The organism is Thalassobaculum salexigens DSM 19539 (assembly GCF_000423805.1).
GTDB classification, from domain to species: domain Bacteria; phylum Pseudomonadota; class Alphaproteobacteria; order Thalassobaculales; family Thalassobaculaceae; genus Thalassobaculum; species Thalassobaculum litoreum.
Window position 1 is genome coordinate 606893 of the sequence record NZ_KE384094.1, and the last position, 26373, is coordinate 633265.

Sequence of the window (26373 nt, forward strand, 5' to 3'; positions counted from 1 at the left end):
GGGGCGCCAGAGAGGATCAAGGTTGATAAAGACACGACCGGCGCGGAAACCTCCCGCGCCGGCCGGCCGGAACCTAGTCGCTCACAATTTGGGCGTCAACACGAAGCTGCGAATTTCCGAAAAGATTTTCTCAAAACCGCTTTTCGAAAATTGCGCGTCCATTCGGATATCGGACAGGAATTGATGACGGAACCAGGTCCGCTGGCGCTTGGCATATTGCCGCGTGGCGATCACCGAGGCGTCCACAGCCGCATCCAGATCGCGCTTCCCTTCAATATAATCAATCAGTTGAGGAACGCCGATCGCCCGCATGGCCGGCAGCGAAGGATCGAGACCCATTGCGGCGAGCCGCCGCACCTCCTCCACGGCCCCCTCCTCGATCATTTTTCTGAATCGGACCTCCACCGCCTCGGCCGAAACCGGGCGGGGCGGGAACAGCAGCACGCGGCAGAAGGTCAGATCGTCGCGTCCGCCGGTCGGCTGCGCCTGCCAGTCGGAGAGCGGCCTGCCGGTCGCGGTCGCCACCGCCCAGGCGCGCTGCAGCCGCTGGGAATCCCCCGGCTCCAGCCGCGCGCCGAGCACCGGGTCGAGGGCTCGGACCTCCTCCCGGAAGGCGTCGCCGCCGAGCCGGGCGTAGCGGGCGACGGCCTCCTCGACCGCCTCGGCCGGCACCGGCGGCACCTCGGCGATGCCCTGCATCAGGGCGTTCAGATACAGCCCGGTACCGCCGCACAGGATCGGCACCCGCCCGTCTGAAAGCACCGCGTCTATCTCGGCCGAGGCGGCGTCGCGCCACCAGGCGGCAGACCCGCGCCGGGCGGCGGGCAGCACGCCGAACAGCCGGTGCGGCACCCGCGCCTCGTCCTCCGGCGGCGGCCGGTCGGTCAGGATCCGCAGCTCGCGATAGACCTGCATGCTGTCGGCGTTGATGACCACGCCGCCGAGCGCCGCGGCCAGCTCCAGAGCCAGGGCGGTCTTGCCGCTGGCGGTCGGCCCGGCGATGACGAGCACGGTTTTCTGCCCCAGAGGCGGGGTCGGAGGCGGGTCGGCGCTGGACATGGCTCGCCGCTACGCGATAAGTGCGCTGCATGCAACAGGTTCTGACACTCTGCGCCGCCCCAGGCGCGCTCGCCGCCGACACGCTCGCCACCGCCGCCCGGCTGCTGGCCGAGGCCGGCGCCCGGGTCGGCGATCCGACATGGCTGGCGCCGGGTGAGGCCGCCGACATCCCCTTCGACTCCGAGCGGCCGGTAGAGTGCCTCGCGCGGGTGCGCGTCGAGCTCAAGGACGCGCCGGTGGACGTCAATGGCGGGCCCGCGGCGGGACGGCGCAAGCGGCTTCTGATCGCCGACATGGACAGCACCATCATCGTCGGCGAGTCCCTGGACGAGCTGGCCGAATACGCGGGCATCCGCGACCAGATCGCGGCGATCACCGCCCGGGCCATGCGCGGCGAGCTGGATTTCGAGGGCGCGCTTAGAGAGCGGGTCGGGATGCTAAAAGGCCTGCCGGCGACGACCATCGACACCGTGGTGGACGGGCTGCAGCTCACCCCGGGCGCCGACGTTCTGGTGGCGACGATGAAGGCGGCCGGGGCCTACTGCGCCCTGGTCTCGGGCGGGTTCAAGCCGATGACCGGCGCGATCCGGCAGCGGATCGGTTTCGACGAGGACCGCTCGAACATCCTGCATGTGGCCGACGGCGTCCTGGCCGGCACGGTGGGCGAGCCGATCCTGGGGCGCGACGCCAAGCTGGCGACGCTGAAGGAGCTGTGCGCCGCCCATGGGCTGGCTCTGGATGCGGCGCTCGCCGTCGGCGACGGCGCGAACGACCTGGCCATGCTGGGCGCCGCCGGCATGGGGGTGGCGTTCCAGGCGAAGCCGGCGGTGCGCGACGCGGCCGGCTTCCGCATCGAACACGCGGATCTGCGCGGGCTGCTCTATCTGCAGGGGTACAAGGTATCCGACTTCGCGACAGGGTCCGTCGCGGGATGAACGGCCTCAGTTCGGGTAGCTGACCACCGGCAGGCCCCGGTTCAGCCAGCCGGGCGCCACGCCCGTCTCGTCATAGCGGCCGAACATGCCTTCCTTGATGTCGTAGACCTCGGTGAAACCTGCCGCCACCAGCCACGCCCTGGCCCTGGTCGAGCGCACGCCGGTCTCCGCGATGGTGGCGATCGGCCGATCCCTGTCGCCGTTGACCGCCACCAGGGCGGCGGCGATGAAGCCGTCGCGGCCCCGCGGATTATGGATGCTGGCGCCGACCGCGCCCTCGGCCAGACCGGTCTCCCGCCACTCGCGCTCGGCGCGGACATCGATGATGCGGATCTCGCCGCGCGTCGCCATGGCATGGGCCTTGGAGGCGTTCAGACGTCCGTCCTCCAGGCCCCAGTGCGGCATGCCGTACAGGGTTCCGACACCGAGGATGGCGGCGCTTACGACGATCAGAACGGGGAGGCTGTACCGCATGAACGCAGCCTAGCCGATTCCCCTGTATGTGTGAGGGATTTTCTTCAAGTGATGAGGAAAATTTAAGAGCCGACCCCCGAACGCAGGAACGGCGCCGGTTCCTTAGGAACCGGCGCCGCCTCCTCACTCCGCGAAAAGGGCCTGGGGGGCGGGGGGATCAGCCCTTGTCGATCCGGAGCGGGATAAATCTCTGCTCCCCCTGTCTATTGACCAGAAGAAGGATGGTTTTCTTCCCGTTGGTGCGATGATCTTCTACGAGACGGCGCACATCCTCGAGCGAACGGACCTCGTCCTGGGCGACTTCGACGATCACGTCGCCCTCACGCAGGCCCTTGTCGGCAGCGTCAACGGTGTCGTCCACCTCGGTGACGACAACGCCTTCGACCTCTTCGGTGATGCCATATTGCTCACGCAATTGGGGCGTCAGCGTGGCGAGACCGAGGCCAAGAGAGTCCACGCGGCCTTCTTCGGTCGGTCCGGGCGTTGCCGACGTGGTCAGCATCCGCGCCTCTTCCGCCTGCTCCAGCTCGCCGAGGGTGGCGGTCACGGTGATCGCGGCACCGTCGCGCCAGACCTCGACCGGCACCTCGCGGCCGACCCGGGTTTCGGCGACGATGCGCGGCAGGGTGCGCATCTCGTCAACCGGCTCGCCGTTGAACCCGGTGATGATGTCTCCCGGCTGGATCCCGGCCGCCTCGGCCGGACCGTCCGGCGTCACATCGGCAACCAGGGCGCCGCGGGCGGTATCCAGCCCGAGGCTGTCGGCGATGTCGGGGCTGACCTGCTGGATCCGCACGCCGAGCCAGCCGCGGCGGGTGCGGCCGAACTCGCGCAGCTGATCGACCACGCCGATCGCCAGATCGGAGGCGATGGCGAAGCCGATGCCGACGGAACCGCCGGTCTGCGAGAAGATGGCGGTGTTGATGCCCACCACCTGGCCTTCCAGGTTGAACAGCGGGCCGCCGGAATTGCCGCGGTTGATCGAGGCGTCGGTCTGCAGGAAGTCGTCATATGGACCCTGGCCGATATCGCGGCCGCGGGCCGAGACGATGCCGGCGGTCACCGTACCGCCCAGGCCGAACGGGTTGCCGATGGCGACGACCCAATCACCGACGCGCAGCGAGCCGGACTCGCCGAACTCGACGAACGGCAGTTCCCGGTCGCCCGGATTGATCGACAGCACGGCGACATCGGTCTTCGGATCCTTGCCGATCAGGGTCGCCTCGTACTCGGTGTCGTCCTGCAGGCGGACCTTGATCTCATCGGCATCGGCGATGACGTGGTTGTTGGTGACCACGATGCCGCTGGCGTCGATGATGAAGCCGGAGCCCAGGGACTGGGCCGAGCGCGGACGCGAGGGCCGCTGGCCCTGATTGCGCTCGAAGAAGTCCTTGAAGAACTCCTCGAACGGCGAGCCCGGCGGGAACTGCGGCATGTCCGGCATGCGCGACGAATCGACCGTCTGCGTCGTGGCGATGTTCACCACGGCGGGCAGCAGCCGCTCGGCAAGGTCGGCGAAACTCTCGGGCGGCGCTTTCGCATGCACCGGGTTTGACAGCGCCATGCCGAAGGCCAGCATGGTCGCCAGTGCAGCCGCGAGCGCCATCCGATACAGATTGGCGGCGGCTTGCGACCGACCGTCTTCCGTTAAGGTGCGCACTGCGGTGGCAGAGGTCTTCAGGCCCATATCTTGTCTTATCCCTCTCTTCTCGAACCGGCTTCGGAAGACAGCATCGCGACTATCGCCCCACCGCACAACAGGTGGGCTGTCGCCGACCACAGTCAACGGCCGGCCGGTCCCGCCGGAAGACTTTCGTATACGTAAGGTGTGGCCCGATTGCGGCGACAGTCACATTCCGGCGATCAGCCGCGCACGAGCCAGAGCAGAAGGATGCCGCTGATCGCCGCACACAGGCCGGCGACGCGCATGGCGCCCGGCGGCTGCGTCAAGATGACCGTCATCGCCCGACGCATCGCCTCCGGCGCGGCGGCATAGAGCAGACCCTCGATCACCAGCACCAACGCAAAAGCGGCGAGGAAATCCATCACGATCTCGCTCGCCGCCTTGCCGTGTCAGCCTGCCGGGCCATGCGACCCGATCACTGGACCGGGGCCGGGACCCCGCCAGTCATGGAGTTGAAGTACTTGAAGAAGTCGCTGTCGGGCGAGAGCACCATGGTGGTGTCCCCGTCCCCGTCATTGACCATCGTCCGGTAGGCCTGCATCGACCGGTAGAAGGCGAAGAACTCCGGATCGCGGCCGAACGCATCGGCGTAGATCTTGATCGCCTGGCCGTCGCCTTCACCACGCAGGGTCTCGGCTTCCTTCTGGGCCTCGGCGACGATGACCGTGCGCTGCTTGTCGGCATCGGCCCGGATCTTCTGCGCCTGCTCGTTACCCTGAGCGCGGAACTCGCGGGCTTCGCGCTCACGCTCGGAGGTCATGCGGTCGAAGATGTTCTGCTTGGTGGCGTCCGGGTAATCGGCCCGGCGGATGCGCACCTCGATCAGCTCCATGCCGAAGCGCTTGGCGCTTTCGTTCACCTCGGCGCGGATGTCGGTCATGATCTGCGGCCGCTGATCCGACAGCACCTCGATCAGAGTCTTGTTGCCCAGCACCTGGCGCAGCGAGGAGTTGATGACAACCGAGAGCCGCGACGAGGCTTCCCGCTCGGTCCGCACGGCCCGGAAGAACTGCAGCGGATCGATGATCTTGTAGCGGGCGTAGCTGTCGACATCGAGACGCTTCTGGTCCGACAGGATGACCTGCTGGCGCGGCGGATCGACGTCGAGCGCGCGGCGCTCGTAATAGATCGTGTCTTCCGCCACCGGGATTTTGAAGTTCAGGCCCGGCTCGCGGATCTCGCGGACCGGCTCACCGAACCGCACGACCAGCGCCTGCTCCGTCTCGTCGACGATGAAGAAGGACTGCGACAGGACGATGCCGATGATGACGACGACGATGCCGAGGACGGCTAGGGTCCGGTTCATCAGTTGCCTCCGTTCTGCGTGCTGGACGCGCCCGCCGGGCGGTTCTTGTTCAACCGGTTCTGAAGTTCCGGCAGGGGCAGATACGGCACCACGCCGCTGCCGCCGGCGTCATCGTCGATGATCACCTTGTTCACGTTGCTCAGGATGTCCTCCAGCGTCTCCAGATAGATCCGCTTGGTGGTGACGTCCTTCGCCTGGGCGTAGGCCTCGTAGACCGAGTTGAAGCGGTTCGCGTCACCCTGGGCCCGATTGACCACCTCCTGGCGGTAGGCGTCGGCGCCCTCGATGAGCTGGGCCGCCTCGCCTCGGGCCCGCGGCACGACATCGTTGCGATACGCCTCGGCCTCGTTCTTCAGGCGCTCGAGGTCCTGACGGGCACGCTGCACCTCGTTGAAGGCGTCGATCACCTGGTTCGGCGGATCGACCTGGTCGAGCTGGACGGAGCGGATCTCGATGCCGGCGCCGTATTCGTCGACCAAAGCCTGGAGCTGCTGCTGCGCGGCGACCTGGATCTGGCCGCGGCGTTCGGTCAGCGCGTCCTGGATCCGCGTCTGGCCGATGATGTCGCGCATCACCGCCTCGGCGGAGACCTTCACCGTCTGTTCGGGATTCTGAAGGTTGAACAGGAAGTCGCCGGGGCTGCGGATGATCCAGAACACCACGAAGTCGATGTCGATGATGTTCTCGTCACCGGTGATCATCATGCTTTCTTCCGGGACGTCGCGACCGGCGCCGGTGCGCGACTCGCTGCCGGAGCGGAAGCCGATCTCGATCCGGTTTTCCCGGGTCACGTCCGGGCGGAACACCTCGCCGAAGGGCGCCGGCCAGTTCCACTGCAGGCCCGGCTCCTTCGGGACGCCGTCATACTTGCCGAACACCAACTCGATGCCGAGCTGGTTCGGCTGCACCCGGTAGAAGCCGTTCGCCGCCCACAGACCGACGAGGATCAGAACGGCCAGAATGATCAGCTTCGGTCCGCCGAAGCCGCTGGGCAGCATGCCTTTGAAGCGCTGCTGCTGCCGGCGCAGCATGTCCTCGATATCTTTCGGGCTCGGTCCCTGACCGCCGCCGCCGCCGCTCCCCCGAGGCCGGCCCCAGGGCGAATTGCCACGGCCCCCGCCGTTGCCTCCGCCATCGCCGCCGCCGCCCCATGGGCCCTGCCCGCGTCCCCCTTGATCGCTCCAAGGCATGGCTCGTCCTCTCTGTTCATTACCGCGCGGGACCTAGCATGCCACCGGCGCGTTGCAAAGCGCAGCCCAGCACTCTATGTCCCGCTTGCGTGCGGGTAGTCTTTTAAGGTTCCCGGTATGTTGGCGAAATCGCGAGGATTTCAAGCGATGACAACGGTTTCCGAGCAATCAGTCCGAAAAACCCTGGCCGAGGTCGTCGATCCGGGGTCGGGAGCGGCGCTTTCGGCGCTCGCGACGGTATCGGGTCTGGTGATCAAGGACGGCAATATCGGCTTCTCGCTCGAGGTGGACCCGGCCAAGGGCCCGAGCCTGGAAGGCCTGCGCAAGGCCGCTGAATCCGCCGTGCTGGCGCTGCCGGACGTGACGTCGGCGACCGCCGTGCTGACCGCCCACCGCGCCGGCGCCCCAGCCCAACCGCAGCGTTCCGCCCAGCCGGAACGCCCCGCCCAGCAGCAGGGCCGCATGCCGTCCCGTCCCGAGCTGCCCGGGATCAAGTCGATCGTCGCCGTCGCCTCGGGCAAGGGCGGGGTCGGCAAGTCGACGGTCGCCACCAACCTGGCCCTGGCGCTGGCCGGCCAGGGACTGGAGGTCGGACTGCTCGACGCCGACGTCTACGGCCCCTCGCTGCCGCGCATGATGGGCATCAACCGCAAGCCGGAGAGCCGGGACGGCAAGACGCTGATCCCCCTGGAGAACCACAACATCAAATGCATGTCGATCGGCTTCCTGGTGGCCGAGGACACGCCGACCATCTGGCGCGGCCCGATGGTGATGAGCGCGCTGGAGCAGATGCTGCGCGACGTGGAATGGGGCGAGCTCGACGTCCTGGTGGTCGACATGCCACCGGGCACCGGCGATGCCCAGCTCACCATGGCCCAGCGGGTGCCGCTGGCCGGCGCGGTGATCGTCTCGACGCCGCAGGACATCGCCCTGCTGGACGCCCGCAAGGGGCTCAACATGTTCCGCCGGGTCGATGTGCCGGTGCTCGGCATCATCGAGAACATGAGCTATTTTCTATGCCCCCATTGCGGCGAGCGCAGCGACATCTTCGGCCATGGCGGTGCGCGCCAGGAGGCCGACAAGCTGGGCGTGCCGTTCCTGGGCGAGGTGCCGCTGCATCTCGACATCCGGGTGGCGGGGGACGGCGGCACGCCGATCGTGGCCGCCGATCCGACCGGGCCCCATGCGGCCGCCTTCGCCCAGATCGCCGAGAAGGTGGCGGGCGCGATCTCCGGCCCCTCCCAGCGCAAGGCGGCACCGAGCATCGTGTTCGAGTAGCTCTTCCTCCGCCGATCTCCCCACCGCACTCCCCGGCCTTGTGCCGGGGAAAGCCCGGAAGCGGCTCCGAAGCCGACCGGATAGGGTCCAGGTCCAAACGCGCGCCCCGGAATGAATCCGGGGAGTGGAGAAGGGGTAGGGAGGAAACCGCAGCCTCCCCTCACGCCCGCTCAAAGTCGGCGAAGGTGAAGGCCGGGCGGCCCTCCTCTGCCGGATGGGGCTCGCGCCAGGTCTCGCGCCAGTGCGACCAGTCGAGCTCCGGGAACAGCACGTCGCCCTCGGCCTGCATGTGCACGAAGGTGAGCGCCAGGCGGTCGGCCGAGGGCAGGGCCAGCGAAAAGATCTCACCGCCGCCGATGACGCAGATCTCGTCCTCGCCGGCGCAGGCGGCGATCGCGGCCTCCAGGGCGCCCACCCGTTCCGCGCCCTCGGCGGCCCAGGCGGTGTCCCGGGTGATCACGATCGACCGCCGGCCCGGCAGAGGGCGGCCGATGGCGTCCCAGGTGCGGCGTCCCATCACCATGCTGTGTCCCATTGTGCGGCGCTTGAAATGGGCGAGATCGGCCGGCAGCGACCACGGCAGGCCGTGGCCGCTGCGGCCGATGACCCGGTTGTCCGCAAGCGCGGCTACGAGCGTGAGATCGGCCATTGCGGATCCTTGCGATTGATCATCGGACCCCACCGTGGCACCGCCGGGCCGGATCGGGCAAGATCGCCGGATGGCCTCGGGAACACAGCGCGCGGAAGAACTCTCCGACGGAATCGAGCGGGCGCGTGAGCTCGCCCGGCGGGGCGACCTGCAATCGGCGATCGGCATACTGGAGGCCCTGGCGGAGCGCAGCGCCGATCCGGCGCCGGCGATCTTCGAGATCGGCAACCTCACCAAGGCGGCCGGCCTGTACGACCAGGCCGAGGCGGCCTTCCGCAAGGTGATGGAGCGCTATCCCGGCTCGGTCGAAGCGGCGACCAACCTCGCCAACGTGCTGAGCGCCAAGGGCCAGGCGGCCACCGCCATCGCCATCCTGCGCAACGTCCAGTCGGTGGTCCGGGGCAATCCGATCGTCGACATCTCGCTGGCCGACGCGCTGTTCGCCGACGACCGGATCACCGAGGCGCTGGCCGCCTACGCCGCCCTGGCCGGCCGATATCCGGACTATGCCCCCGTGCACGCCAATCGCGGCGAGGCGCTGGCCCGGCTCGGGCGCCATGCCGAGGCGATCGCCGCCCTGGACCAGGCCGCCGCCCACGATTCCGCGAACCCCAACATCATGCGCAACCGAGCCTTCAGCCGGCTGGCTCAAGGCGACCTTCGGGCCGGTTTCGCCGATTACGAGGCCCGTCTGAACACCATCCTGCCGGCGGCCCCCGTGCGGGTGAACCTGAACGCGCCGCGCTGGGATGGCACCCTGCCGCTGGACGGCCCGCTCCTCGTGGCGGCGGAACAGGGGCTGGGGGACGAGATCCGTTTCGCCGCAGCCCTGCCGCATCTGATCGAGCGGGCCGGCGACGTGATCGTCGAATGCGATCCCCGGCTGGTCGAGCTGTTCGTCGACAGTCTGCCGGGTGCGCGGGTACTCGCCTATGACCGCCGGCGCGACGGTCAGCGCCCGGTCTTCGACTATGCCCATCTGCCCGATCCCCCGGCCGCCTGGATCGAAGCCGGCAGCCTGCCCCACGTCCTGGCCCTGCCGGACGGGGAACCGATGGCGCGCCGGGGCTACATGGCGACCAACCGGCCGCGGGCAGGCCTGTTGCGCGCGCGCCTGGAGGCCGATGCCCGGGGCCGGCCACTGGTCGGCCTCTGCTGGGGCAGCGGGGCCGCCGAACGTCCGCGCCAGCGCTACTATCCCCCGCTGCAGGATTGGGTGCCGCTGCTGGCCGGCCTCGACGCCGCCTTCGTCGATCTGCAGTACATCTCTTCGGAAGCCGACCGAGCGGCGTTCCGAAGCCTGTGCGGCATCGAGATCATCGGCACCGACGACCTGGACAAGCGCAACGACCTGTCCACGGCGGCCGGTCTGGCATTCGCGATGGATGCGGTGGTCGGAGTGTCCAGCTCGGTCACCGCCTTGGCCGCCGCCGTCGGTACGCCCACCGTCGAGGTCACGCCGGAGCGGACCTGGGTGCCGCTGGTCGACGGACGGGATGCCTGGCTCGGCCCCCTCGTCGCGGCCTACCCGGACACGCCCGGCGACTGGCGGCAGGCGATGTCGCGCGCGCTCGGTACGCTGCGGCAGGTTCTGGATCCGGCTGCGTAGGGCGGGTCAGCCCCCGTCCAGCGCGGCCTTCATCCGCTCCACGGTCCGCTTCCACGTCCCGTCGTGATCCTGCCAATACAGCCGGGCGGTCGGGTACCAGGGCGTGCGCGCCTTGCCCACGCCCCAGCGGGCATCCGCGCCGTTGTCGAGCAGGATGCGGGTGTCGATGCCCAGCGCCGAGGACAGATGCGCGACCAGGGCGTCGATGGTGACGACCACGTCGCAGGCGGCCACGCGGGCGGCCATGGCGTCCACGTCCGCCGGATCGGGATCCGGCTCAAGCAGGAGCTTGTCGGCCGCCATCTCCCGCTCCTCCGGCGTCATCCCGCGCTGGAGCGATACCACCACGCGCCCGGGGATCGCCACCGCGTCGAGCACCGCTTCCAGCGGGATGGACCGGCGCGCGGAGCCCGGGTCCGGATGACGCCAGGACAGGCCGATGATTCGTTCCCCGCTCGGCGACCACCGGTCGCGCCAGGACATCACCTTGGCCTGGTCGGCCTCCAGATAGGCGCGGGCAAGCGACTCGTAGCCGTTCTCGTAGACCTTGGTTCGCAGGGCCAGGCTGCCGATCGGCGATTGCCAGTGGATCTGCTCCTTGGAGATCGAGTCGTCCGGCGGCGAGGTGCGGCCGACCACCTTGACGCCGTTGAACGACCGCTCGAACAGCGCCTGCATGCGGGCGTCGCATTCCAGCACCAGCGGGTTCGGCGCCTCGCGGATGATCTGCGGGAGGGACGCGGCGAAGCGGATCTCGTCCGCCGGGGAGCCTTCGCCCCAGACCAGCAGCCCCTTGTCCTTGAGCGGATTGCCGTCCCATTGCGGCAGATCGAAATCGCGTCGCTTCGCGCCGATCCGCGGGTCGATGTTGTTGGCGTCGAATCGGGCCTCGTAGCCGGCCCAGCCCTCGCCGTCGCGGCCGATGGCGAGCAGCGCCTGGGCGAGGATGGTTCGGGCCACCGGGTCGTTGCCGGAGATCTGCAGCGCCTTCTCGCCGGCCGCCACCGCCTCGTCCGCGCGTCCGAGCTTCAGGCAGACATCGGCGATGCCGGCCAGGGCCCGGACGGAGTCCGGATCCAGGTCGGTGGTGTTGCGATAGGCGTCCTCCGCCTCGTCCAGCCGGTCCAGGGACATCAGCACATGGCCGAGGGTGAGCCACAACGCCGGCTCGCGCGGGTCGGTGCGCAGGGCGAAACGCAGGTCGTTATAGGCTTCCACCGGCTTGTTGCCGGCCATCAGCGCCTCGGCGCGTTCGGCCTGGGCCAGGGGCCAGAGCGGATCGCCGCGGCGGATCCGGTCGAGGCAGGACAGGGAATCGTCGATGGCGCCGACCCGCCAGGCGATCCGGCCCATCAGCAGCAGCGCCTCGGGCGCGTTCGGCGCGATCCGCCAGGCTTCCTCGGCGAGCACGAAGGCCTGATCCGCCTCGCCGAGCTCGAGGGCCATGTCGGCCGCCCGCGCCCGCGCGGTGATCGGCGCACCGTCGATTGCCGCCCTGAACTGCGCCAGCGCCGCTTTCGTATTGCCGGACGCCGCAAGGCGCTCGGCTTCTTGGAGGGAATCAACCGACTTCGACACCACTACCGCCCTGACTTTCCGGCCTCCGATCGGGATCAGAGTGAACCGGCGCCTATATACCGTTTCGCACAAGACCCTTTAACAGCCGTTAAGAAGGGCTTATATCCTGCGATGTCGGCTTCGGTCGACTATGGCGATAAACGGCGCTCGGAATAAGCGTTGCGGACCCGGGGGCAGTACCCGGCGCCTCCACCAAAATCTCCGACCGTTCTGATGAAGAATGGCCGGAACGTTTCATGGGGGCGAAACAGGATCGACGCGCGTAGTAAAGGACCGCTTTTTGCTCGGGATGGTACCGCCGTTATCGGGCCGTATGATAGTTGCGAACGACAACTATGCTGAGGCGCGCCTGGCTGCGTAATGCAGCTCGGTAGTCTCGACTAATCCGTTGCGGTTAGCGTCGTAACGTGGGGCTCGCGGGCCGCCTAGCAACAGAAGGCTCGCACTCTCCCCCGCATATCCCTCCGGCATTTTTCCCTTGATGGGTCACAGGGCCCTGGTGTTCATTGGCCGAACGTCCAACGTTCGGGAAGCCGATGGCTGACGATCTTTTCCGATACGACCTGATGGTCGAAACGGCCCTGCGTGGTGTGGTTCGTGATGCCCTTCGGCGGGCGGCGGAGCGCGGTCTTCCGGGCAATCATCACTTTTACATCACGTTCAAGACGAGCGCGCCCGGTGTCCATATCCCGGCATATCTGGTCGAGCGCTATCCCGACGAGATGACCATCGTCCTGCAGTTCCAGTTCTGGGATCTGGAGATTCTGGAAGACCAGTTCTCGGTGACGCTGAGCTTCAACGACATCCGTGAGCCGCTGACCATTCCGTTCGAGGCGCTGACCGGCTTCGCCGATCCGTCGGTTCAGTTCGGGCTTCAGTTCCAGCAGACGGCCGACGGCGAAACCCCGACAGGGGACGACGACGATCCCAGCGGCGGCGACACGCCCGACGGTGAGGACGAGGCGGCCGACGACGATGCCGGCACCGGCGAGGTCGTCTCCCTCGATCAGTTCCGCAAGAAGAAATAATATAGCCATGCCGGGGCCGACCGGTTCGGCACCCGACGCGATGCCGCAGACCGGAGAGGATGCCCCTATGGCGGAGTTCGACTTCACCGAGATGTTCCCGCTCGGCCCGGATACGACCGAGTACCGCAAGCTGACCAGCGACCACGTGTCCGTCGACAAGATCGGTGGCCGCGAGGTCATCAGCGTTCAGCCGGAAGCCCTGACCATGCTCGCCGAGGAGGCGTTCATGGACATCTCCCACCTGCTGCGCCCGGCGCATCTGCAGCAGCTCCGCAACATCCTCGACGACAGCGAGGCGTCGGAGAACGACCGCTTCGTCGCCTATGACCTGCTGAAGAACGCGTCCATCTCCGCCGGCCGCGTGCTGCCCATGTGCCAGGACACCGGCACCGCCATCGTCATGGGCAAGAAGGGTCAGAACATCTTCACCGGCTTCGACGACGAGATGGAGCTGGCCCGCGGTATCCAGAACACCTACGTGAACCACAACCTGCGCTACAGCCAGCTCGCGCCGCTGTCGATGTTCGAGGAGAAGAACACCGGAACCAACCTGCCGGCGCAGATCGAGCTCTATGCCGACAAGGGCGACGCCTACAAGTTCATGTTCGTGCAGAAGGGTGGTGGGTCGGCCAACAAGTCCTTCCTGTTCCAGCAGACCAAGGCGCTGCTGAACCCGGAGAGCCTGGAAAAGTTCCTGGACGAGAAGATCCGAACCCTCGGCACGGCGGCCTGCCCACCCTATCACCTGTCCATCGTGATCGGCGGCACCTCGGCCGAATTCGCCATGAAGACGGTGAAGCTCGCCTCCTGCAAATATCTGGACAACCTGCCGACTCAGGGTTCGGACAGCGGCCATGCCTTCCGCGACCTGGAATGGGAAGCGAAGATCCTGAAGATGACCCAGGATATGGGCATCGGCGCCCAGTTCGGCGGCAAGTACTACTGCCACGATGTCCGGGTCATCCGTCTGCCGCGCCACGGCGCCAGCGTGCCGGTCGGCATCGGCGTGTCCTGCTCGGCCGACCGCCAGGCCTTCGCCAAGATCACCCGCGACGGGGTGTTCCTGGAGAAGCTGGAAGCGGATCCGGCCAAGTACCTGCCGGATATCGACGAGGCCAGCCTGACCGCCGACGCGGTCGAGATCGACCTGACCCGGCCGATGAGCGAGATCCGCGAGACCCTGTCGCAGTATCCGATCAAGACCCGCGTCTCCCTGACCGGACCGATGATCGTGGCCCGCGACATCGCCCATGCGAAGCTCAAGGAGCTGATCGACGCCGGCAAGCCGCTACCGGACTACATCAAGAACCACCCCATCTACTACGCCGGTCCGGCCAAGACGCCGGAGGGCTATGCCTCGGGCTCGTTCGGCCCGACCACCGCCGGCCGCATGGACAGCTATGTGGAGCCGCTGATGGCCCATGGCGGCAGCTTCATCACCCTGGCAAAGGGCAACCGCTCGTCCGTGGTGCGCGAGGCCTGCAAGCAGCACGGCGGCTTCTATCTCGGCTCCGTCGGCGGTGCCGCGGCCAAGCTCGCCCTGAACTCGATCAAGAAGGTCGAGGTGCAGGAATATCCGGAGCTCGGCATGGAGGCGATCTGGCGGATCGAGGTGGAGAAGTTCCCGGCCTTCATCGTCGTCGACGACAAGGGCAACGACTTCTTCAAGGATATCTGAGCCTCCGATGACCGGCCCCGCCTTCGCCGCCGTTCCGATCCTGCGGATCTTCGACGCGGCGAAGGCGCTCGGGTTCTACCGGGACTGGCTCGGCTTCGCCGTCGACTGGGAGCATCGCTTCGAGCCCACGGCCCCGCTCTACATGCAGGTCTCGCGCGGCGGCATGCGCCTGCATCTGAGCGAGCATCACGGCGACTGCACGCCCGGCTCGACCGTGTTCGTGCAGGCGACCGCCCTTTCCGATTTCCACGCCGAGATCATCGCCCGGGACTATCCGTACAACCGGCCGGGCCTGGATCCCGCTCCCTGGGGCGGGCTGGTGATGGAGGTCACCGACCCCTTCGCCAACCGGCTCCGGTTCTGGGAAGACACCGGGGCCTGAGCGCTCAGACGCGGGTGCGGCTGTCCAGGTCGAGGGCCTCGGCCAGGTCTAGAATGCTCGACAGTTCCGCGAATACCCGCTCCACCGACGCCGCGTCGCACAGGGTCTTGCCGTCGCCGATCTCGAACGGATCGGACCGTGTGTCGAACAGCAGGGTCAGGTGGCTGTCGACGCAGACGAAATGCGCCGCGTCGCAGCCGATCACGTCGGTCATGCCGACCAGCCGCGCCATGAAGGCGGGGGTGAGCAGATAGCGCGCGCCGACCTGATCGGTGGCGAACACCGTGAACCGCTGCTCGAACTCGAGCGACTCCAGATCCACCGGCTCGTACTCCGGCCGCTCGCCGCTGCCGATCCACACCGGACCGGTGGCCCTGCGGAAGAAGGTCTGCCTGCCGATGCCGACCACATTGCCGGCGATCTGCTTCCGGGTCGGGGCGATGCGGACCGCCATGCCCTCGAACGGCGTGTTCTGGTCGCGGACCTCCGGGCCGTACTGGCTGACGACAAGGTCCCAGACGTCGGCGGCGTAGCCGTCGCCGGTGACGCGCAGCCCCTCGGACCAGTGGCAGTGTTCCGGCTCGTAGGGCAGCACGCCGGCGTCCCGCAGATCCGCCCGCGCGTCACCCGCCGCCTCCCCCGTTGCGTCCGGCCGGTAGGTGAAGCCGAGAAAGCCGGCGATGTCGGCGACCACCCGCTTCTCCATCGCCCGGGCCTTGGCCACCTGCTCGGCCGGCTGACCGGAACCCATCAACGCCCCGATAACGAACAGGCTGATGATGCCGCCGAGAAAGACTGGAAACGCCAGGAAGGGATGGATCGCGGCCGACCCTAAGACCGCCGCGACGAAACAGCCGAAGAAGGCCGCGGCTTGGAGGTAGCGTTTGCGGTAGTCGGGCTTCTCGCGCCCGGGATAGTCCGCGTCGAGCGCCTCCATCCCCGGCCACAGGGTCTGCTGCACGAAGACCCGCGCGCCCTTCAGCCAGGGCCGGTCCTCGGCGATGGCGGGCATCCGGCCGACCGGCACCTGCGCCACGCCCGGCTATCCGAAATGCCGGGCGACGTCGACCACGCCCCGGGTGTTTTCCTCGGTCTCGAAGTACGGAAACGGAACCGCGCCCATCTGCGGGGCGATGATGTTACCCGGGAAGGTCTGGATCACGTTGCGGTGCTGCATCACCGAGGCGTTGTAGTACCGGCGGGCGGCGGCGATGTTGCCCTCCACCTCCTCCAGCGTGTCCTGCACCCGGGTCATGCTCTCGTCGGATTTCAGCTCGGGATAGCCTTCGGCCAGGCTGAAGAGCTGGCGGAACTCGGACTGCAGGGCCCGCTCCGCCTCCAGGTGGGCCGCCACCTCGCCGGCCTTGGTCTTGTCGTAGGAAGCGGCGGCCTTGGCCCTGAGCTCGGTCAGGCGCTCCAGCAGGGCGGCCTCGTGGATCATGAACTTTCGCGCTGTGGCGACCACCTGCGGTATCAGGTCGTGGCGCTTGCGAAGCTGCACATCGACGGAGGCCAGGGCCTGTTCCGCCTCGTTTCCCGTCACCACGATGCGGCTGTGGGTGCGGTAGAGGATATAGGCGGCGAGCAGGACAAAGACGCCCACGGCGATCAGGCTGGGCATGTCCATTCCGCTTCTCCCCCTCTCGATCCGATCAACATTATACTCGTTGCCGCGAACAACGATCCAGAGACACAGATGCGCGATTTCCCGCTGCTGACCGACGGGCCACAGGACGCCGCCGTCACCCTCGTGTTGGCCCATGGCGCCGGGGCACCGATGGACAGCCCCTTCATGGAGGCAATCGCCACCCGTATCGCCGCCAGGGGCCACCGGGTGGTGCGTTTCGAGTTCGACTATATGGCCGAGCGACGGACCACGGGCCGCAAACGGCCGCCGGAGCGCGCGCCGGCTTTGCTGGAGCAGTGGCGGGCGGTGATCGGGCATCTCGGTGGACCGCAGGCCCTGGTCATCGGCGGCAAATCGATGGGCGGGCGGATGGCCTCGCTGATCGCCGCGGAGACGGCGGTGGAAACGGCGGTCCGGGGGTGCCTCTGCCTGGGCTATCCCTTCCACCCGCCGGGCAAGCCGGAGCGCCTGCGCACCGAGCACTTCGCCGCCCTGCGCTGCCCGACGCTGATCATTCAGGGAACCCGCGATCCGTTCGGCACGCGCGCGGAGGTCGAGGCGCTGGCGCTGCCCGACACCGTGGCGGTGGACTGGATCGAGGACGGCAACCACGACCTGGCGCCGCGCAAAGCCAGCGGGTGGAGCGTGGAACAGGCATGGGAGAAGGCGGCCAAAACGGCCGACGGGTTCCTGCGCGCCCTGTAGGCCCGCCGGAGCCTAGAGCCAAATCCGACCATATTGAATCATTTCATGATTCAATATGGTCGGTGAATTTGTCTCTAAAACAAGGAGATAGAGCAGAGTCACGCACGCTGGCGCGATCACGAAGTGATCCCGTCACCGCACGATCTGCTCTAGAACCCGCGCCACGAGGGCTATTCCGCCAGGATCGCCTTGATCTCACGGGGGTCAAGGCCGACAGCCTCCACTTCCTCCCGCGTGATGGTGACGCCCATCTGATCGGCGGGCAGCTGCCCGAGCAGACCACTCAACGGGCCTCTGCCCGCATCCCGTGTCGCCATCCAGCCAAGCACGCCCCCGACAACGGGTGGGCCGGCGACAAGCGTCATCCAGAACAGTGCAATCACGACGGAACGCGCCGCGGTCGCAGCGCGCTCATGGAAGCTCAGTTCCTGATCATTCCAGGTATCGACCGCCATCTGGCTCGTCCCCACAAAAGAGCCGGTCGTCTCATCTGGAATAAGATCATACGCAACACGGGTAAAAATTCAATTAACGCAGTGATCCACAAATTTCATCGATTGCTTCATCGCCTTCAACCATCTCTAGCGGAGATGGGAGACGGCGTTCTCTTTATGCTTTCCGGTGTATTTAGAGAGCTTTTTTATCAAATATTCCGCGTCTTCCTCGGAGAACCCGACCTCGTCGGCATCGAAGGTGGTCAGCACCCGCTCCAGCACGGTCTCCGCGAAGCGGTCGCGGGCATCCGGCGCGTCGACCATCTCCGTAGTTCGGGCAACATCAACCGCCGCGCGCAGGATGATCCGATCGTGCTCACTCATCCCGGCCTTCGAGGCGAGGGACTTCAGCCCGTTCGCCCCGTCGTCATGCACCAGCAGGTCGGCGTTGCGGAAGGCGATCTTGGCGCGGACTGCCAGGCCGGCCGCGACGAAGGCGAGATCACCGGTGCAGGCGGCGCGCAGCAGGATCGAGTCGGTAAGACGGCCGTTACGGGCCATCTCGCGGACCAGATCCTCGACCTTCTGGCTCCCGGCATCGTCCGACAGCAGCGCCAGCGTGGCCCGCTCCCGTCCCTCAAGCACCAGGTCGGTCGCCATGTCCGGCGAGATCTCGTGGCGGCGGACCAACTCGTCCTTCAGCTTGTCGGAGACCAGGGACACCAGACGCTCCGCCACGGCCACCGGCAGGGTGGCGCGGCCGACCATGGGGGTCTGCAGGCGCGGGCTGTCGCCGAACCGGTCGAGCGCCTTGCCCAGAACGGGCTCGTTAAGCTCGGCTCCCGGATTGGAGACGACGGCGACCACGACGTCCTCGTTGCCGCGCTCGACCAGCGCGCCAGCGACGACCTCGGAGACCTCGTCCCGGTTGGCGATCGCCAGCTGCTTGTCGGTGTCGCCCTCCTCCACGATCGTGACCAGGTCCCCGTCGGTCAGGACCACGCTGTCGCTGATGATCGGCAGCGCCACCTCGGCCACGTCCTTGGCCAGCTTCAGCGCGACGTCATGGGGCAGGCCGACGGATTGGCGGACGGCGTCGGCCAGGTTCCTGCGAACCTGCTGCTCCAGGTCGCCGGCCAGCTTGCGCACGATGTCCAGGGCGATGTCCCGCTCGACGGGGCCGAGTTCGGGACTGTCGATCGACCGGCCGATCGCGTCAGCGACCTCTCCACGGGCCTCGGTGGAGGCAGACCGCGAGAGCTTGCTCATCAGTTGCGCCAGGGTCGGCGCTGCGTCGTCACCGGTCATGGATCGGGCCTCCTCGGCATGTATTCCAAGGAGATTATAGCAGCGTTTTCAGGCCTGCGCTTTGATTCCGCGCGCCGGAGCGCGCCGGCTCAGTCGCGGATGATCATCACCGAACAGGCGGCGTGCCGGACGACCCGGGCGGCGTTCGGCCCGAGCAGGAAGTCGGAAAGCTCGGGACGGTGCGAGGCCATGATGATCAGGTCGCAGTTCGTCCGCTGCGCCGCCTTGACGATCTCCTGATAGATCGTGCCGTGGGCGACCACGTGCTGCAGCTTCACATCGGCCGGGATCATCTTCTCGCAATAGGCATGAAGCTGCTCGCGCGTCGCCTCAAGCGCCTTGCCCTCGAAATCCTTGGGGAAGAAGCCGGCGACGATGCCGGAGTTGAACTCCGGCACCACCGTGACGACGTGCAGCCGGCTGCCGAAGGCTTTCGCCTGCCCGACCGCGGCGGCGACCGCCTTTCTCTGGGTCTCCGGCGAGGTCAGATCGACGGCCAGGAGAATATCCGAGAACATCGCGACCTCCCTCAGAACGCCGGCACGTCGGTGCGCCGACGCTGCAGGACGATGACCAGCCCGAGCAGCAGCAGGGCCGGAATGTAGAACACCTCCTTGGGCAGCCGCTCGGCCTCCACATGGATCTCGGAGATGCGGACCGGATCGTCCCCGTAGAAGTCGAAGCCGCTGAGCTTACGGCCCGGGATGCTGCCGGCGGGACCCGGCCGGAACGGCTCCTCCAGCTTGGCCACGCCGTCCTCGATCATGACCAGCAGGTCGGCATCCTGCAGCCGCTGCTCACCCGGGCCGGCGGCTCCGAGCGGCAGGATCAGCGTGGTCTCGTGGGTCGCGTCGAGATCGTTGAAATCCGGTCCCGTGACCACCAGGCGCAGCTCGCCACCGTCGGGCATCTCGCCCGCCAGTTCGATCACCCGGGTCGGTTCCACCGTCTCGAACGGATCCTGCATCAGGTCGAGCCAGAAGCCCGGCCGGAACAGGGTGAAGGCGATCAGCAGCAGGGCCACCGCCTCCCAGGCCCGGTTCTTGGCGAAGAAATATCCCTGGGTGCCGGCGGCGAAAAGCAGCATCGCCACGGTCGCGACAATGAAGACGAAGACCGCCTCCATCGGCGTGACGTCGATCAGCAGCAGATCGGTGTTGAAGATGAACAGGAACGGCAGCGCCACCGTGCGCAGGGAGTAGTAGAAGGCGGTGAAGCCGGTCTTGATCGGATCCGAGCCCGAGATCGCCGCCGCCGCGAAGGAGGCGAGACCGACCGGCGGTGTGACGTCGGCCATGATGCCGAAATAGAAGACGAACAGGTGCACGGCGATCAACGGCACGATCAGGCCGTTCTGCGCCCCGACCTCGACCACCACGCCGGCCATCAGCGAGGACACGACGATGTAGTTCGCCGTGGTCGGCAGGCCCATGCCGAGGATCAGCGAGAAGATCGCCACCAGCACCAGCATCGCCATCAGGTTGCCGCCGGACAGGAACTCGATGAACTCGCCCACCACCTGGTGCGCGCCGGTCAGCGAGATCGTGCCGACGATGATACCCGCCGCACCGGTGGCCACGGCGATGCCGATCATGTTGCGCGCCCCGGCGATCAGGCCCTCCAGGATCTCGGAGAAGCCGCGGGCGAAGCCATGGGCGATATCGCCGGTCTTGCGGAAGACGGCCTTCAGCGAGTGCTGGGTGATCAGGATGAACAGCATGCCCACCGTCGCCCAGTAGGCGCTGAGCCCCGGCGACAGCCGCTCGATCATCAGGCACCACACCAGCACCACGATCGGCAGCAGGAAGTAGAGGCCGGACAGCACCGTCGGGCGCACCTCCGGCAGGCTGTCCACCGGCGCGTTCGGGTCGTCGAGTTCCAGCTCAGGGAACCGCGCGGCCACCGCCACCAGGGCGATATAGGCCACCACGAACAGGATGCAGACGGCGTAGAAGGTCGCGTCGCCGAAGGCGTCCTTGGTCCAGCCCAGCGTGTAGTAGATGATCGCCGCCGGGATCGCGATGGCGAGGAAGCCGGTCAGCACGCCGAGCAGGCTCTGCAGCGCGGTACGCGGGCCGCCAGGCTTGGGCAGGCCGCGCATCCCGGCCTTCAGCGCCTCCAGATGGACGATGTAGAGCAGCGCGATATAGGAGATCGAGGCCGGCAGGAGGGCGTGGCGCACCACGTCGAGATAGCTGACGCCGACATACTCGACCATCAGGAAGGCGGCCGCGCCCATCACCGGCGGCATGATCTGGCCGTTGACCGAGGAGGCGACCTCGACGGCGCCGGCCTTGTCGCCGGAGAAGCCGACCCGCTTCATCAGCGGGATGGTGAAGGTGCCGGTGGTGACCACGTTGGCGATCGAGGAGCCGGAGATCAGGCCGGTCATGGCCGAGGAGACCACCGCCGCCTTGGCGGGTCCGCCGCGCAGGTGGCCGAGCAGGGCGAAGGCGACCTTGATGAAGTAGTTGCCGGCCCCGGCCTTATCGAGCAACGAGCCGAACAGCACGAACAGGAAGACCATGGAGGCCGACACGCCGAGCGCGATGCCGAACACGCCCTCGGTCTGCATCCAGAAGTGCCACATGGCCTTGCCGTAGGACGCACCCTTCCACTGGATCACTTCCGGGATGAAGGGCTGGTCGCCGAAGAACACATAGACCACGAACACCGAGGCGACGATCACCAGCGGCAAGCCGAGCGCCCGGTAGGTGCAGATCAGCACCAGCGCGATGCCGATGGTCGAGATCACCAGATCGCCGGTCGTCGGCAGACCGGCGCGCAGGGCGATCGTGTCCTTGAAGACGATCAAATAGAGACAGGACACCACGCCCAGGATCGCCAGGATCCAGTCGTACCAGGGCACGCGGTCGCGCGGCGACGATTTGAACAGCGGATAGGACAGGGCGGCCAGAACGAAGGCAAAGGCCAGGTGGATCGCCCGTCCCTCGTCGGAGTTGAACACCACCGGCAGGCCGGTGAGATCCTGCAACAGGAACGGCAGGTCGGAGGCGTAGTAGAGCTGGAACAGCGACCAGGCCAGCGCCAGTCCGGCCAGCACCTTGGCCACGATCCCGGTCGGCACGCGGTTGCCGGTGTCGGTGGAGGCGACGAGGTCTTCGAGATCGACGGTTTTGGAGGTGCCGTTCTGGTCGCTCATGATCCCCCCGATCCTTGGAGCGGGCCCACGCGTCGGGCCGGGTCGTGCCTTGGGCGCCGGCACCAGCGGCACCGGTTCGACTGCAGATAGAAAAGGCCGGGGCGGAACGGATCCGCCCCGGCCAGGGGATTACATCAGGCCGAGTTCCTTGTAGGCCTTGATCGCACCCGGGTGCAGCGGCGCGGACAGCGCCTCCTTCACCATCTCCTCAGCCTTGAGGTTGGAGAAGGCCGGATGCAGCTTCTTGAAGTCCTCAAGGTTGCTGAACACCGCCTTGGCGACGACATAGGCCACGTCGTCGGAGACCTTGGCCGAGGACACGAAGGTGGCGCCGACACCGAAGGTGTTGGTGTCGTCCGGATTGCCCGGATACATGCCACCCGGGATCACCGCCTTGCGGTAATACGGGTTGTCGGCGACCAGCTTGTCGAAGGCCGGGCCGGTCACGTTGACCAGGTTGGCCTCACAGGTCGACACGGTCTCGGAGACCAGCGCGGCCGGGTGGCCGACCAGCCAGAAATACGCGTCGATCTTGTTGTCGCACAGCGCCTGACCGGTCTCGGCCGACTTCAGCTCGGCGGCGAGCTTCAGGTCTTCGCGCTTCCAGCCGGTGGCACCCTCGATGACTTCCCAGGTGCTGCGGGTGCCCGAACCGGCATTGCCGATATTGACCCGGGTGCCCTTGAGGTCCTCGAAGTTGGTGATGTTCGCGTCCTTGCGGGCGACGATGGTCACCGGCTCGGCATGGACGGAGAACACGCTGCGCAGGTCCTCGAACGCGCCGGCGCTGGCGAAGTCGCCGGTGCCATTATAGGCGTGGTACTGCACGTCGGACTGGGCGACGCCGAACTCGAGCTCGCCGGCGCGGATCGTGTTCACGTTGTAGGTGGAACCGCCGGTCGACTCCACGGAGCAGCGGATGCCGTGCTCCTTGCGGTCGCGGTTGACCAGACGGCAGATCGCGCCGCCGGTCGGGTAGTACACGCCGGTCACGCCGCCGGTACCGATGGAGATGAACTGCTGGTTCTGAGCCGAAGCCGGAGCGGAGCCGCCGGCGACAAACGCGCCCGCGCCCAGCGCCACGGCAAAGGTAGTGGCAAGAAGCCGCTTCATGTGAAGTCCTCCTAAAGACTCTCTCGTTAATCTTTTTCGGATCCGGCGATCTCCTTTGGGAGCTGCCGTCAGGGGTCCCGCCGGGTCGCGTTCCCTGCTCCCCCACGGGACATCGCCGTGATCCAAGAGCCTCAGCCCTTGGGCCTACTATGGGGGGCAGTTTCACAGAAGGTCAACAAAGCCGTGCCCAGCCGCGCACCGGGCAAGTCGGGCACAATTCAACGGGATGCATGGTTACGACGCGTTAACCATCTTCGACGATGACCGGTGGCCGCGACCGCCTGCCGCGTTGTTCCGGAGGCCGGGCGCCCCATTTCGCTGTCATGGACCCGACGCGGACAGTCCCGGAGCACCCGGAAGCCGGCACGGCGCCCCAGAACGGCGCCGACACCCCCGTCCACTACGATATCCACGTCTATTACAACGGCGCCTGCCCGGTCTGCCGCAGCGAGATCCACCATTACCGGAAGGTCGCCCGGCGCCATGGGGTGGACGGGATCGCCTGGACCGACATCACCACCGAGGCGGGCCTGCTGTCGCCATGGGGGGTGGACGACGACGCGATCGTCCGCCGCCTGCACGTGGTCGACGGCGAGGGGCGGTTGCTGGCCGGGGTGGACGGGTTCATCGAGATCTGGAAGCGCCTGCCCCGCTACGGCTGGCTCGCACGGCTGTCGTCGGTGCGCTGGATCAAGCCGCTGGCGGATGTGCTCTACGATCGGGTCCTGGCCGCCGCACTGTACCGCTGGAACAAGGCCAAAGGCCGCGTGCCGCCGCCTCCAGCGCCGACGGCGGTCTAACACTCTCTCCACACGCCCCGGCCTTGTGCCGGGGTAATCCGGCGGATCGTGCCAGGACGTCGAGGGTCGAGCGAACCTATGGGATCACCCCGGCACAAGGCCGGGGAGCGCGCTAATGGTTACACGGTGCAGAAAGCGGCTAGCTCTACGCCGCCAGCGCCGCGTCGACCGCGTCGCCCAGCTTCTCCACCAGCTCGGTGATGTGGCTCTGGTCGACGATGAACGGCGGGGCGACGAGCACATGGTCGCCGTGCCTGCCGTCGATGGTCCCGCCCATCGGGTAGACGATCAGCCCGCGCTCCATCGCCTCGCGCTTGATCACCGCATGGAGCTGGCGGGCCGGGTCGAAGGTCTCCTTGGTCGAGCGGTCGGCCACCAGCTCGATCGCCATGAACAGGCCGCGTCCGCGGATGTCGCCCACATTGGCGTTGTTGCCGAACCGCGCCTCCAGCGCCCGGCGCAGGGCCGCCCCCTGCCGGTTCACGTTCTCCAGCAGGTTGTCGTCGCGGATCACCTCCTGCACGGCGAGGCCGGCGGCGCAGGCGGCCGGGTGGCCCATGTAGGTGTGGCCGTGCTGGAAGAAGCCGCTGCCGTCGCGGATCGCCTCGAAGATCCTGGTGTCCACCAGCACCGCGCCGATCGGCTGGTAGCCCGCACCCAGGCCCTTGGCGACGGTCATCAGGTCCGGCGCCACCCCGTCCTCGTCGCAGGCGAACATGTGTCCGGTCCGCCCCATGCCGCACATCACCTCGTCGAAGATCAGCAGCACGCCGTGGCGGTCGCAGATCTCTCGGATCCGCTTCAGATACCCCGGCGCCGGCGGCACGGCGCCGGCCGTCGCCCCCACCACCGGCTCGCAGATGAAGGCGGCGACCGTCTCCGGCCCGGCCTGCTGGATCGCCGTCTCCAGCTCGTCGGCGGCACGCCGGCCGTATTCTTCTTCCGTCTCGTCCGCCCGCTTCTCGCGGTAGGAGAAGCACGGCGCGATATGGGTCGCCTCCATCAGCATCGGCTGGAACTGGGCCCGGCGCGCCGCGTTGCCGCCGACCGCCAGGGCACCCAGGGTGTTGCCATGGTAGCTCTGGCGCCGGGCGATGATCTTGTGCCGCGAGGGCTGGCCGATCTCGATGTAGTACTGGCGCGCCATCTTCAGCGCCGCCTCCACCGCCTCGGAGCCGCCGGAGACGAAATAGACCTTGTCCAGCCCGCCGGGCGCGGCCTGCGCCAGATGGGTCGCCAGCTTCTCCATCGGTTCGTTGGAGAAGGCGCCGGTATGGCCGTAGGGGATGGCGTCGAGCTGCCGCTTGATCGCCTCGATCACCTTGGGATGGCTGTGCCCCAGGCACGACACCGCCGCCCCGCCCGAGCCGTCGAGATAGCGCTTGCCGTCGGCGTCGACGATGTAGCAGCCGTCGCCCTTCACGGCGATCGGCGGCTGCAGGCGGGCGTTGCGGTGAAAGACATGGCTGGTGCGTGCGGACATGGGGCAGCTCCGGAGACGGGAAGACCGTATCGAACGCCTCGCAGGAGAGGCCGTCAAGCGCGGGAGTTGGGGCGCGAGGGGCTTGCCCGCTCCGTGATCTTCTCTCTCCCTCCCCTTTCAATCAGTCCGCGGATTTGTTCCGGGGACTGATTGAAAGGGGAATGGACGCGAGAGAAGAGCGACGGAGTATCAGAAGCCCACAGGATTCTTGGCGTGCTGTCCGTGTCCGTGGATACTTCCGCGATGATTCTCTTCTCGCAACGCCATTCGCCGTTCGCCCGCAAGGCCGAGGTCGCCCTCCTGGAGGCCGGCCTCGCCACCATCGAGGTCCGGCACCTGGCCGATCACGTCTCCCAGGGCGACGAGGCGGTCTATCCGGAGAACCCGCTGAACACCGCACCGCTGCTGATCCTGGACGACGGCCGCAGTGTGTTCGAGAGCGAGGAGATCTGTTTCTACATCGACGAGTTCTCCCGCGGCGCCCTGATCCCCAAGGATGCCGGCGAGCGCGAGGCCGTCCTGACCCTGCAGCACCTGGCGACCGGCCTGTGCGCGCTGGGCGCCGATCTGCGCTGGGAACTGCAGCAGAACGACATGGGCATCAGCGTGCCCGGCCTGCGCGAGGACCTGATCGCCCAGCTGGGGGCGGCCTACGACATCCTGGAGAACGGCCCGCCCATGGACCGCACCCCCGGGGACGCGGTCGCCGATATCGGTACCATCGCCCTGGCGACCGCATTGGACTGGCTCACCTTCCGCGGCCTCGACCGCTACCTGGCCCCGCACCCGAACCTGGACTGGTGGGTCGACAGCTTCCGGGAGCGGCCGTCCATGGCCGCCACCGAGTACGAGGACCTGTCCGACCTCTGACGCGCGCTCAGCCCCTCGCT

Annotated in this window: 25 protein-coding genes and 1 other RNA gene; 10 read left to right on the plus strand and 16 right to left on the minus strand. The window is 67.4% G+C overall.

Translation table 11 applies throughout. From position 1 onward, the window contains the following. Positions 1-81 precede the first annotated feature (81 nt). Positions 82-1011: a tRNA (adenosine(37)-N6)-dimethylallyltransferase MiaA gene (gene miaA, locus G578_RS0118010; protein ID WP_245565640.1), complete on the minus strand. Its 930-nt coding sequence runs from the start codon at positions 1009-1011 to the stop codon at positions 82-84. A gap of 77 nt (positions 1012-1088) precedes the next feature. On the opposite strand from miaA, the gene serB reads away from it, so the two are divergent. Next, positions 1089-1994, plus strand: a complete 906-nt coding sequence (gene serB, locus G578_RS0118015; RefSeq protein WP_028795432.1) for a phosphoserine phosphatase SerB — start codon at positions 1089-1091, stop codon at positions 1992-1994. Positions 1995-2000: 6 nt separating this feature from the next. On the opposite strand, the gene G578_RS26955 is transcribed toward serB, so the two are convergent. The 5 genes from G578_RS26955 to hflK all read right to left on the minus strand — a co-directional run bounded on the left by G578_RS26955 (position 2001) and on the right by hflK (position 6489). Then, complete coding sequence (locus G578_RS26955; RefSeq protein ID WP_051244986.1) at positions 2001-2468, minus strand: rhodanese-like domain-containing protein; 468 nt, start codon at positions 2466-2468, stop codon at positions 2001-2003. 157 nt (positions 2469-2625) lie between these two features. Next, the gene (locus G578_RS0118025) at positions 2626-4074 is read right to left on the minus strand and encodes a DegQ family serine endoprotease (RefSeq protein WP_211228954.1); all 1449 of its coding nucleotides are present in this window, start codon (positions 4072-4074) and stop codon (positions 2626-2628) included. A gap of 257 nt (positions 4075-4331) precedes the next feature. Next, positions 4332-4514 carry a DUF2065 domain-containing protein gene (locus G578_RS0118030; RefSeq protein ID WP_245565641.1) on the minus strand — a complete coding sequence of 61 codons (183 nt, stop codon included), beginning with the start codon at positions 4512-4514 and terminating at the stop codon, positions 4332-4334. Between the two features lie 53 nt (positions 4515-4567). Next, complete coding sequence (gene hflC, locus G578_RS0118035) at positions 4568-5458, minus strand: protease modulator HflC (RefSeq protein WP_028795435.1); 891 nt, start codon at positions 5456-5458, stop codon at positions 4568-4570. Then, positions 5458-6489: an FtsH protease activity modulator HflK gene (gene hflK / locus G578_RS0118040; RefSeq protein WP_028795436.1), complete on the minus strand. Its 1032-nt coding sequence runs from the start codon at positions 6487-6489 to the stop codon at positions 5458-5460. Before hflK ends, hflC begins: the two co-directional genes overlap by 1 nt. A gap of 306 nt (positions 6490-6795) precedes the next feature. Between hflK and G578_RS0118045 the strand changes: the two genes are divergently transcribed. Continuing rightward, entirely contained in the window at positions 6796-7926 is a 1131-nt protein-coding gene (locus G578_RS0118045; protein WP_028795437.1) for an Mrp/NBP35 family ATP-binding protein, read from the plus strand. A 160-nt stretch (positions 7927-8086) separates the two neighbouring features. On the opposite strand, the gene G578_RS0118050 is transcribed toward G578_RS0118045, so the two are convergent. Next, positions 8087-8575 (minus strand): dihydrofolate reductase, encoded by a 489-nt coding sequence (locus G578_RS0118050; protein ID WP_028795438.1) that lies wholly within the window; start codon positions 8573-8575, stop codon positions 8087-8089. A 70-nt stretch (positions 8576-8645) separates the two neighbouring features. Between G578_RS0118050 and G578_RS0118055 the strand changes: the two genes are divergently transcribed. Next, positions 8646-10184, plus strand: coding sequence for a tetratricopeptide repeat protein (locus G578_RS0118055; RefSeq protein ID WP_028795439.1), 1539 nt, complete (start codon positions 8646-8648; stop codon positions 10182-10184). 6 nt (positions 10185-10190) lie between these two features. Here the strand turns inward: G578_RS0118055 and G578_RS0118060 are convergent, their stop codons facing one another. Further along, positions 10191-11762 carry a tetratricopeptide repeat protein gene (locus G578_RS0118060; protein ID WP_156907381.1) on the minus strand — a complete coding sequence of 524 codons (1572 nt, stop codon included), beginning with the start codon at positions 11760-11762 and terminating at the stop codon, positions 10191-10193. 73 nt (positions 11763-11835) lie between these two features. On the opposite strand from G578_RS0118060, the gene ssrA reads away from it, so the two are divergent. The 4 genes from ssrA to G578_RS0118075 all read left to right on the plus strand — a co-directional run bounded on the left by ssrA (position 11836) and on the right by G578_RS0118075 (position 14850). Further along, positions 11836-12209, plus strand: a transfer-messenger RNA (tmRNA) gene (ssrA, locus tag G578_RS29180). 89 nt (positions 12210-12298) lie between these two features. Beyond that, on the plus strand, positions 12299-12790 hold the full coding sequence (locus G578_RS0118065; protein WP_028795441.1) for an SspB family protein: 492 nt from the start codon (positions 12299-12301) through the stop codon (positions 12788-12790). Between the two features lie 67 nt (positions 12791-12857). Beyond that, entirely contained in the window at positions 12858-14468 is a 1611-nt protein-coding gene (locus G578_RS0118070) for a fumarate hydratase (RefSeq protein ID WP_028795442.1), read from the plus strand. Positions 14469-14475: 7 nt separating this feature from the next. Beyond that, positions 14476-14850 carry a glyoxalase superfamily protein gene (locus G578_RS0118075; RefSeq protein WP_028795443.1) on the plus strand — a complete coding sequence of 125 codons (375 nt, stop codon included), beginning with the start codon at positions 14476-14478 and terminating at the stop codon, positions 14848-14850. A 4-nt stretch (positions 14851-14854) separates the two neighbouring features. Here the strand turns inward: G578_RS0118075 and G578_RS0118080 are convergent, their stop codons facing one another. Further along, positions 14855-15886, minus strand: a complete 1032-nt coding sequence (locus tag G578_RS0118080) for a DUF3137 domain-containing protein (protein WP_028795444.1) — start codon at positions 15884-15886, stop codon at positions 14855-14857. Positions 15887-15892: 6 nt separating this feature from the next. Continuing rightward, positions 15893-16477 (minus strand): LemA family protein, encoded by a 585-nt coding sequence (locus tag G578_RS0118085; RefSeq protein WP_051244987.1) that lies wholly within the window; start codon positions 16475-16477, stop codon positions 15893-15895. Between the two features lie 69 nt (positions 16478-16546). Here G578_RS0118085 and G578_RS0118090 point away from each other — a divergent pair, with 69 nt between their 5' ends. After that, the gene (locus G578_RS0118090) at positions 16547-17182 is read left to right on the plus strand and encodes an alpha/beta family hydrolase (protein WP_028795446.1); all 636 of its coding nucleotides are present in this window, start codon (positions 16547-16549) and stop codon (positions 17180-17182) included. A 170-nt stretch (positions 17183-17352) separates the two neighbouring features. Here the strand turns inward: G578_RS0118090 and G578_RS0118095 are convergent, their stop codons facing one another. From G578_RS0118095 to G578_RS0118115, 5 genes are all read right to left on the minus strand, one after another. Further along, entirely contained in the window at positions 17353-17637 is a 285-nt protein-coding gene (locus G578_RS0118095; RefSeq protein ID WP_028795447.1) for a hypothetical protein, read from the minus strand. Positions 17638-17763: 126 nt separating this feature from the next. Next, positions 17764-18924, minus strand: a complete 1161-nt coding sequence (locus tag G578_RS0118100) for a DUF2336 domain-containing protein (protein WP_028795448.1) — start codon at positions 18922-18924, stop codon at positions 17764-17766. An 89-nt stretch (positions 18925-19013) separates the two neighbouring features. Further along, positions 19014-19442 carry a universal stress protein gene (locus G578_RS0118105; RefSeq protein ID WP_028795449.1) on the minus strand — a complete coding sequence of 143 codons (429 nt, stop codon included), beginning with the start codon at positions 19440-19442 and terminating at the stop codon, positions 19014-19016. A gap of 11 nt (positions 19443-19453) precedes the next feature. Next, positions 19454-22087 carry a TRAP transporter permease gene (locus G578_RS0118110; protein ID WP_028795450.1) on the minus strand — a complete coding sequence of 878 codons (2634 nt, stop codon included), beginning with the start codon at positions 22085-22087 and terminating at the stop codon, positions 19454-19456. 129 nt (positions 22088-22216) lie between these two features. Further along, positions 22217-23200 carry a TAXI family TRAP transporter solute-binding subunit gene (locus G578_RS0118115; protein ID WP_028795451.1) on the minus strand — a complete coding sequence of 328 codons (984 nt, stop codon included), beginning with the start codon at positions 23198-23200 and terminating at the stop codon, positions 22217-22219. 323 nt (positions 23201-23523) lie between these two features. On the opposite strand from G578_RS0118115, the gene G578_RS26960 reads away from it, so the two are divergent. Beyond that, positions 23524-24000 carry a thiol-disulfide oxidoreductase DCC family protein gene (locus G578_RS26960; protein WP_051244988.1) on the plus strand — a complete coding sequence of 159 codons (477 nt, stop codon included), beginning with the start codon at positions 23524-23526 and terminating at the stop codon, positions 23998-24000. 145 nt (positions 24001-24145) lie between these two features. On the opposite strand, the gene G578_RS0118125 is transcribed toward G578_RS26960, so the two are convergent. Further along, complete coding sequence (locus tag G578_RS0118125; RefSeq protein WP_028795452.1) at positions 24146-25483, minus strand: aspartate aminotransferase family protein; 1338 nt, start codon at positions 25481-25483, stop codon at positions 24146-24148. A gap of 243 nt (positions 25484-25726) precedes the next feature. Between G578_RS0118125 and G578_RS0118130 the strand changes: the two genes are divergently transcribed. Then, complete coding sequence (locus G578_RS0118130) at positions 25727-26353, plus strand: glutathione S-transferase family protein (protein ID WP_028795453.1); 627 nt, start codon at positions 25727-25729, stop codon at positions 26351-26353. Positions 26354-26373: the final 20 nt, after the last annotated feature.

What these genes read in the sequence shown, in the direction of transcription:
- G578_RS0118100 (WP_028795448.1), bottom strand. Translation starts at nt 18,924, where the DNA reads ATGACCGGTGACGACGCAGCGCCGACCCTGGCGCAACTGATGAGCAAG.
- G578_RS0118095 (WP_028795447.1), bottom strand. Translation starts at nt 17,637, where the DNA reads ATGGCGGTCGATACCTGGAATGATCAGGAACTGAGCTTCCATGAGCGC.
- G578_RS0118115 (WP_028795451.1), bottom strand. Translation starts at nt 23,200, where the DNA reads ATGAAGCGGCTTCTTGCCACTACCTTTGCCGTGGCGCTGGGCGCGGGC.
- G578_RS0118055 (WP_028795439.1), top strand. Translation starts at nt 8,646, where the DNA reads ATGGCCTCGGGAACACAGCGCGCGGAAGAACTCTCCGACGGAATCGAG.
- G578_RS0118045 (WP_028795437.1), top strand. Translation starts at nt 6,796, where the DNA reads ATGACAACGGTTTCCGAGCAATCAGTCCGAAAAACCCTGGCCGAGGTC.
- G578_RS0118065 (WP_028795441.1), top strand. Translation starts at nt 12,299, where the DNA reads ATGGCTGACGATCTTTTCCGATACGACCTGATGGTCGAAACGGCCCTG.
- G578_RS0118110 (WP_028795450.1), bottom strand. Translation starts at nt 22,087, where the DNA reads ATGAGCGACCAGAACGGCACCTCCAAAACCGTCGATCTCGAAGACCTC.
- G578_RS0118070 (WP_028795442.1), top strand. Translation starts at nt 12,858, where the DNA reads ATGGCGGAGTTCGACTTCACCGAGATGTTCCCGCTCGGCCCGGATACG.
- G578_RS0118090 (WP_028795446.1), top strand. Translation starts at nt 16,547, where the DNA reads ATGCGCGATTTCCCGCTGCTGACCGACGGGCCACAGGACGCCGCCGTC.
- G578_RS0118075 (WP_028795443.1), top strand. Translation starts at nt 14,476, where the DNA reads ATGACCGGCCCCGCCTTCGCCGCCGTTCCGATCCTGCGGATCTTCGAC.
- G578_RS26955 (WP_051244986.1), bottom strand. Translation starts at nt 2,468, where the DNA reads ATGCGGTACAGCCTCCCCGTTCTGATCGTCGTAAGCGCCGCCATCCTC.
- G578_RS26960 (WP_051244988.1), top strand. Translation starts at nt 23,524, where the DNA reads ATGGACCCGACGCGGACAGTCCCGGAGCACCCGGAAGCCGGCACGGCG.
- G578_RS0118130 (WP_028795453.1), top strand. Translation starts at nt 25,727, where the DNA reads ATGATTCTCTTCTCGCAACGCCATTCGCCGTTCGCCCGCAAGGCCGAG.
- hflK (WP_028795436.1), bottom strand. Translation starts at nt 6,489, where the DNA reads ATGCTGCGCCGGCAGCAGCAGCGCTTCAAAGGCATGCTGCCCAGCGGC.
- G578_RS0118030 (WP_245565641.1), bottom strand. Translation starts at nt 4,514, where the DNA reads ATGGATTTCCTCGCCGCTTTTGCGTTGGTGCTGGTGATCGAGGGTCTG.
- G578_RS0118125 (WP_028795452.1), bottom strand. Translation starts at nt 25,483, where the DNA reads ATGTCCGCACGCACCAGCCATGTCTTTCACCGCAACGCCCGCCTGCAG.
- serB (WP_028795432.1), top strand. Translation starts at nt 1,089, where the DNA reads ATGCAACAGGTTCTGACACTCTGCGCCGCCCCAGGCGCGCTCGCCGCC.
- G578_RS0118085 (WP_051244987.1), bottom strand. Translation starts at nt 16,477, where the DNA reads ATGGACATGCCCAGCCTGATCGCCGTGGGCGTCTTTGTCCTGCTCGCC.
- G578_RS0118105 (WP_028795449.1), bottom strand. Translation starts at nt 19,442, where the DNA reads ATGTTCTCGGATATTCTCCTGGCCGTCGATCTGACCTCGCCGGAGACC.
- hflC (WP_028795435.1), bottom strand. Translation starts at nt 5,458, where the DNA reads ATGAACCGGACCCTAGCCGTCCTCGGCATCGTCGTCGTCATCATCGGC.
- G578_RS0118050 (WP_028795438.1), bottom strand. Translation starts at nt 8,575, where the DNA reads ATGGCCGATCTCACGCTCGTAGCCGCGCTTGCGGACAACCGGGTCATC.
- G578_RS0118025 (WP_211228954.1), bottom strand. Translation starts at nt 4,074, where the DNA reads ATGGCGCTCGCGGCTGCACTGGCGACCATGCTGGCCTTCGGCATGGCG.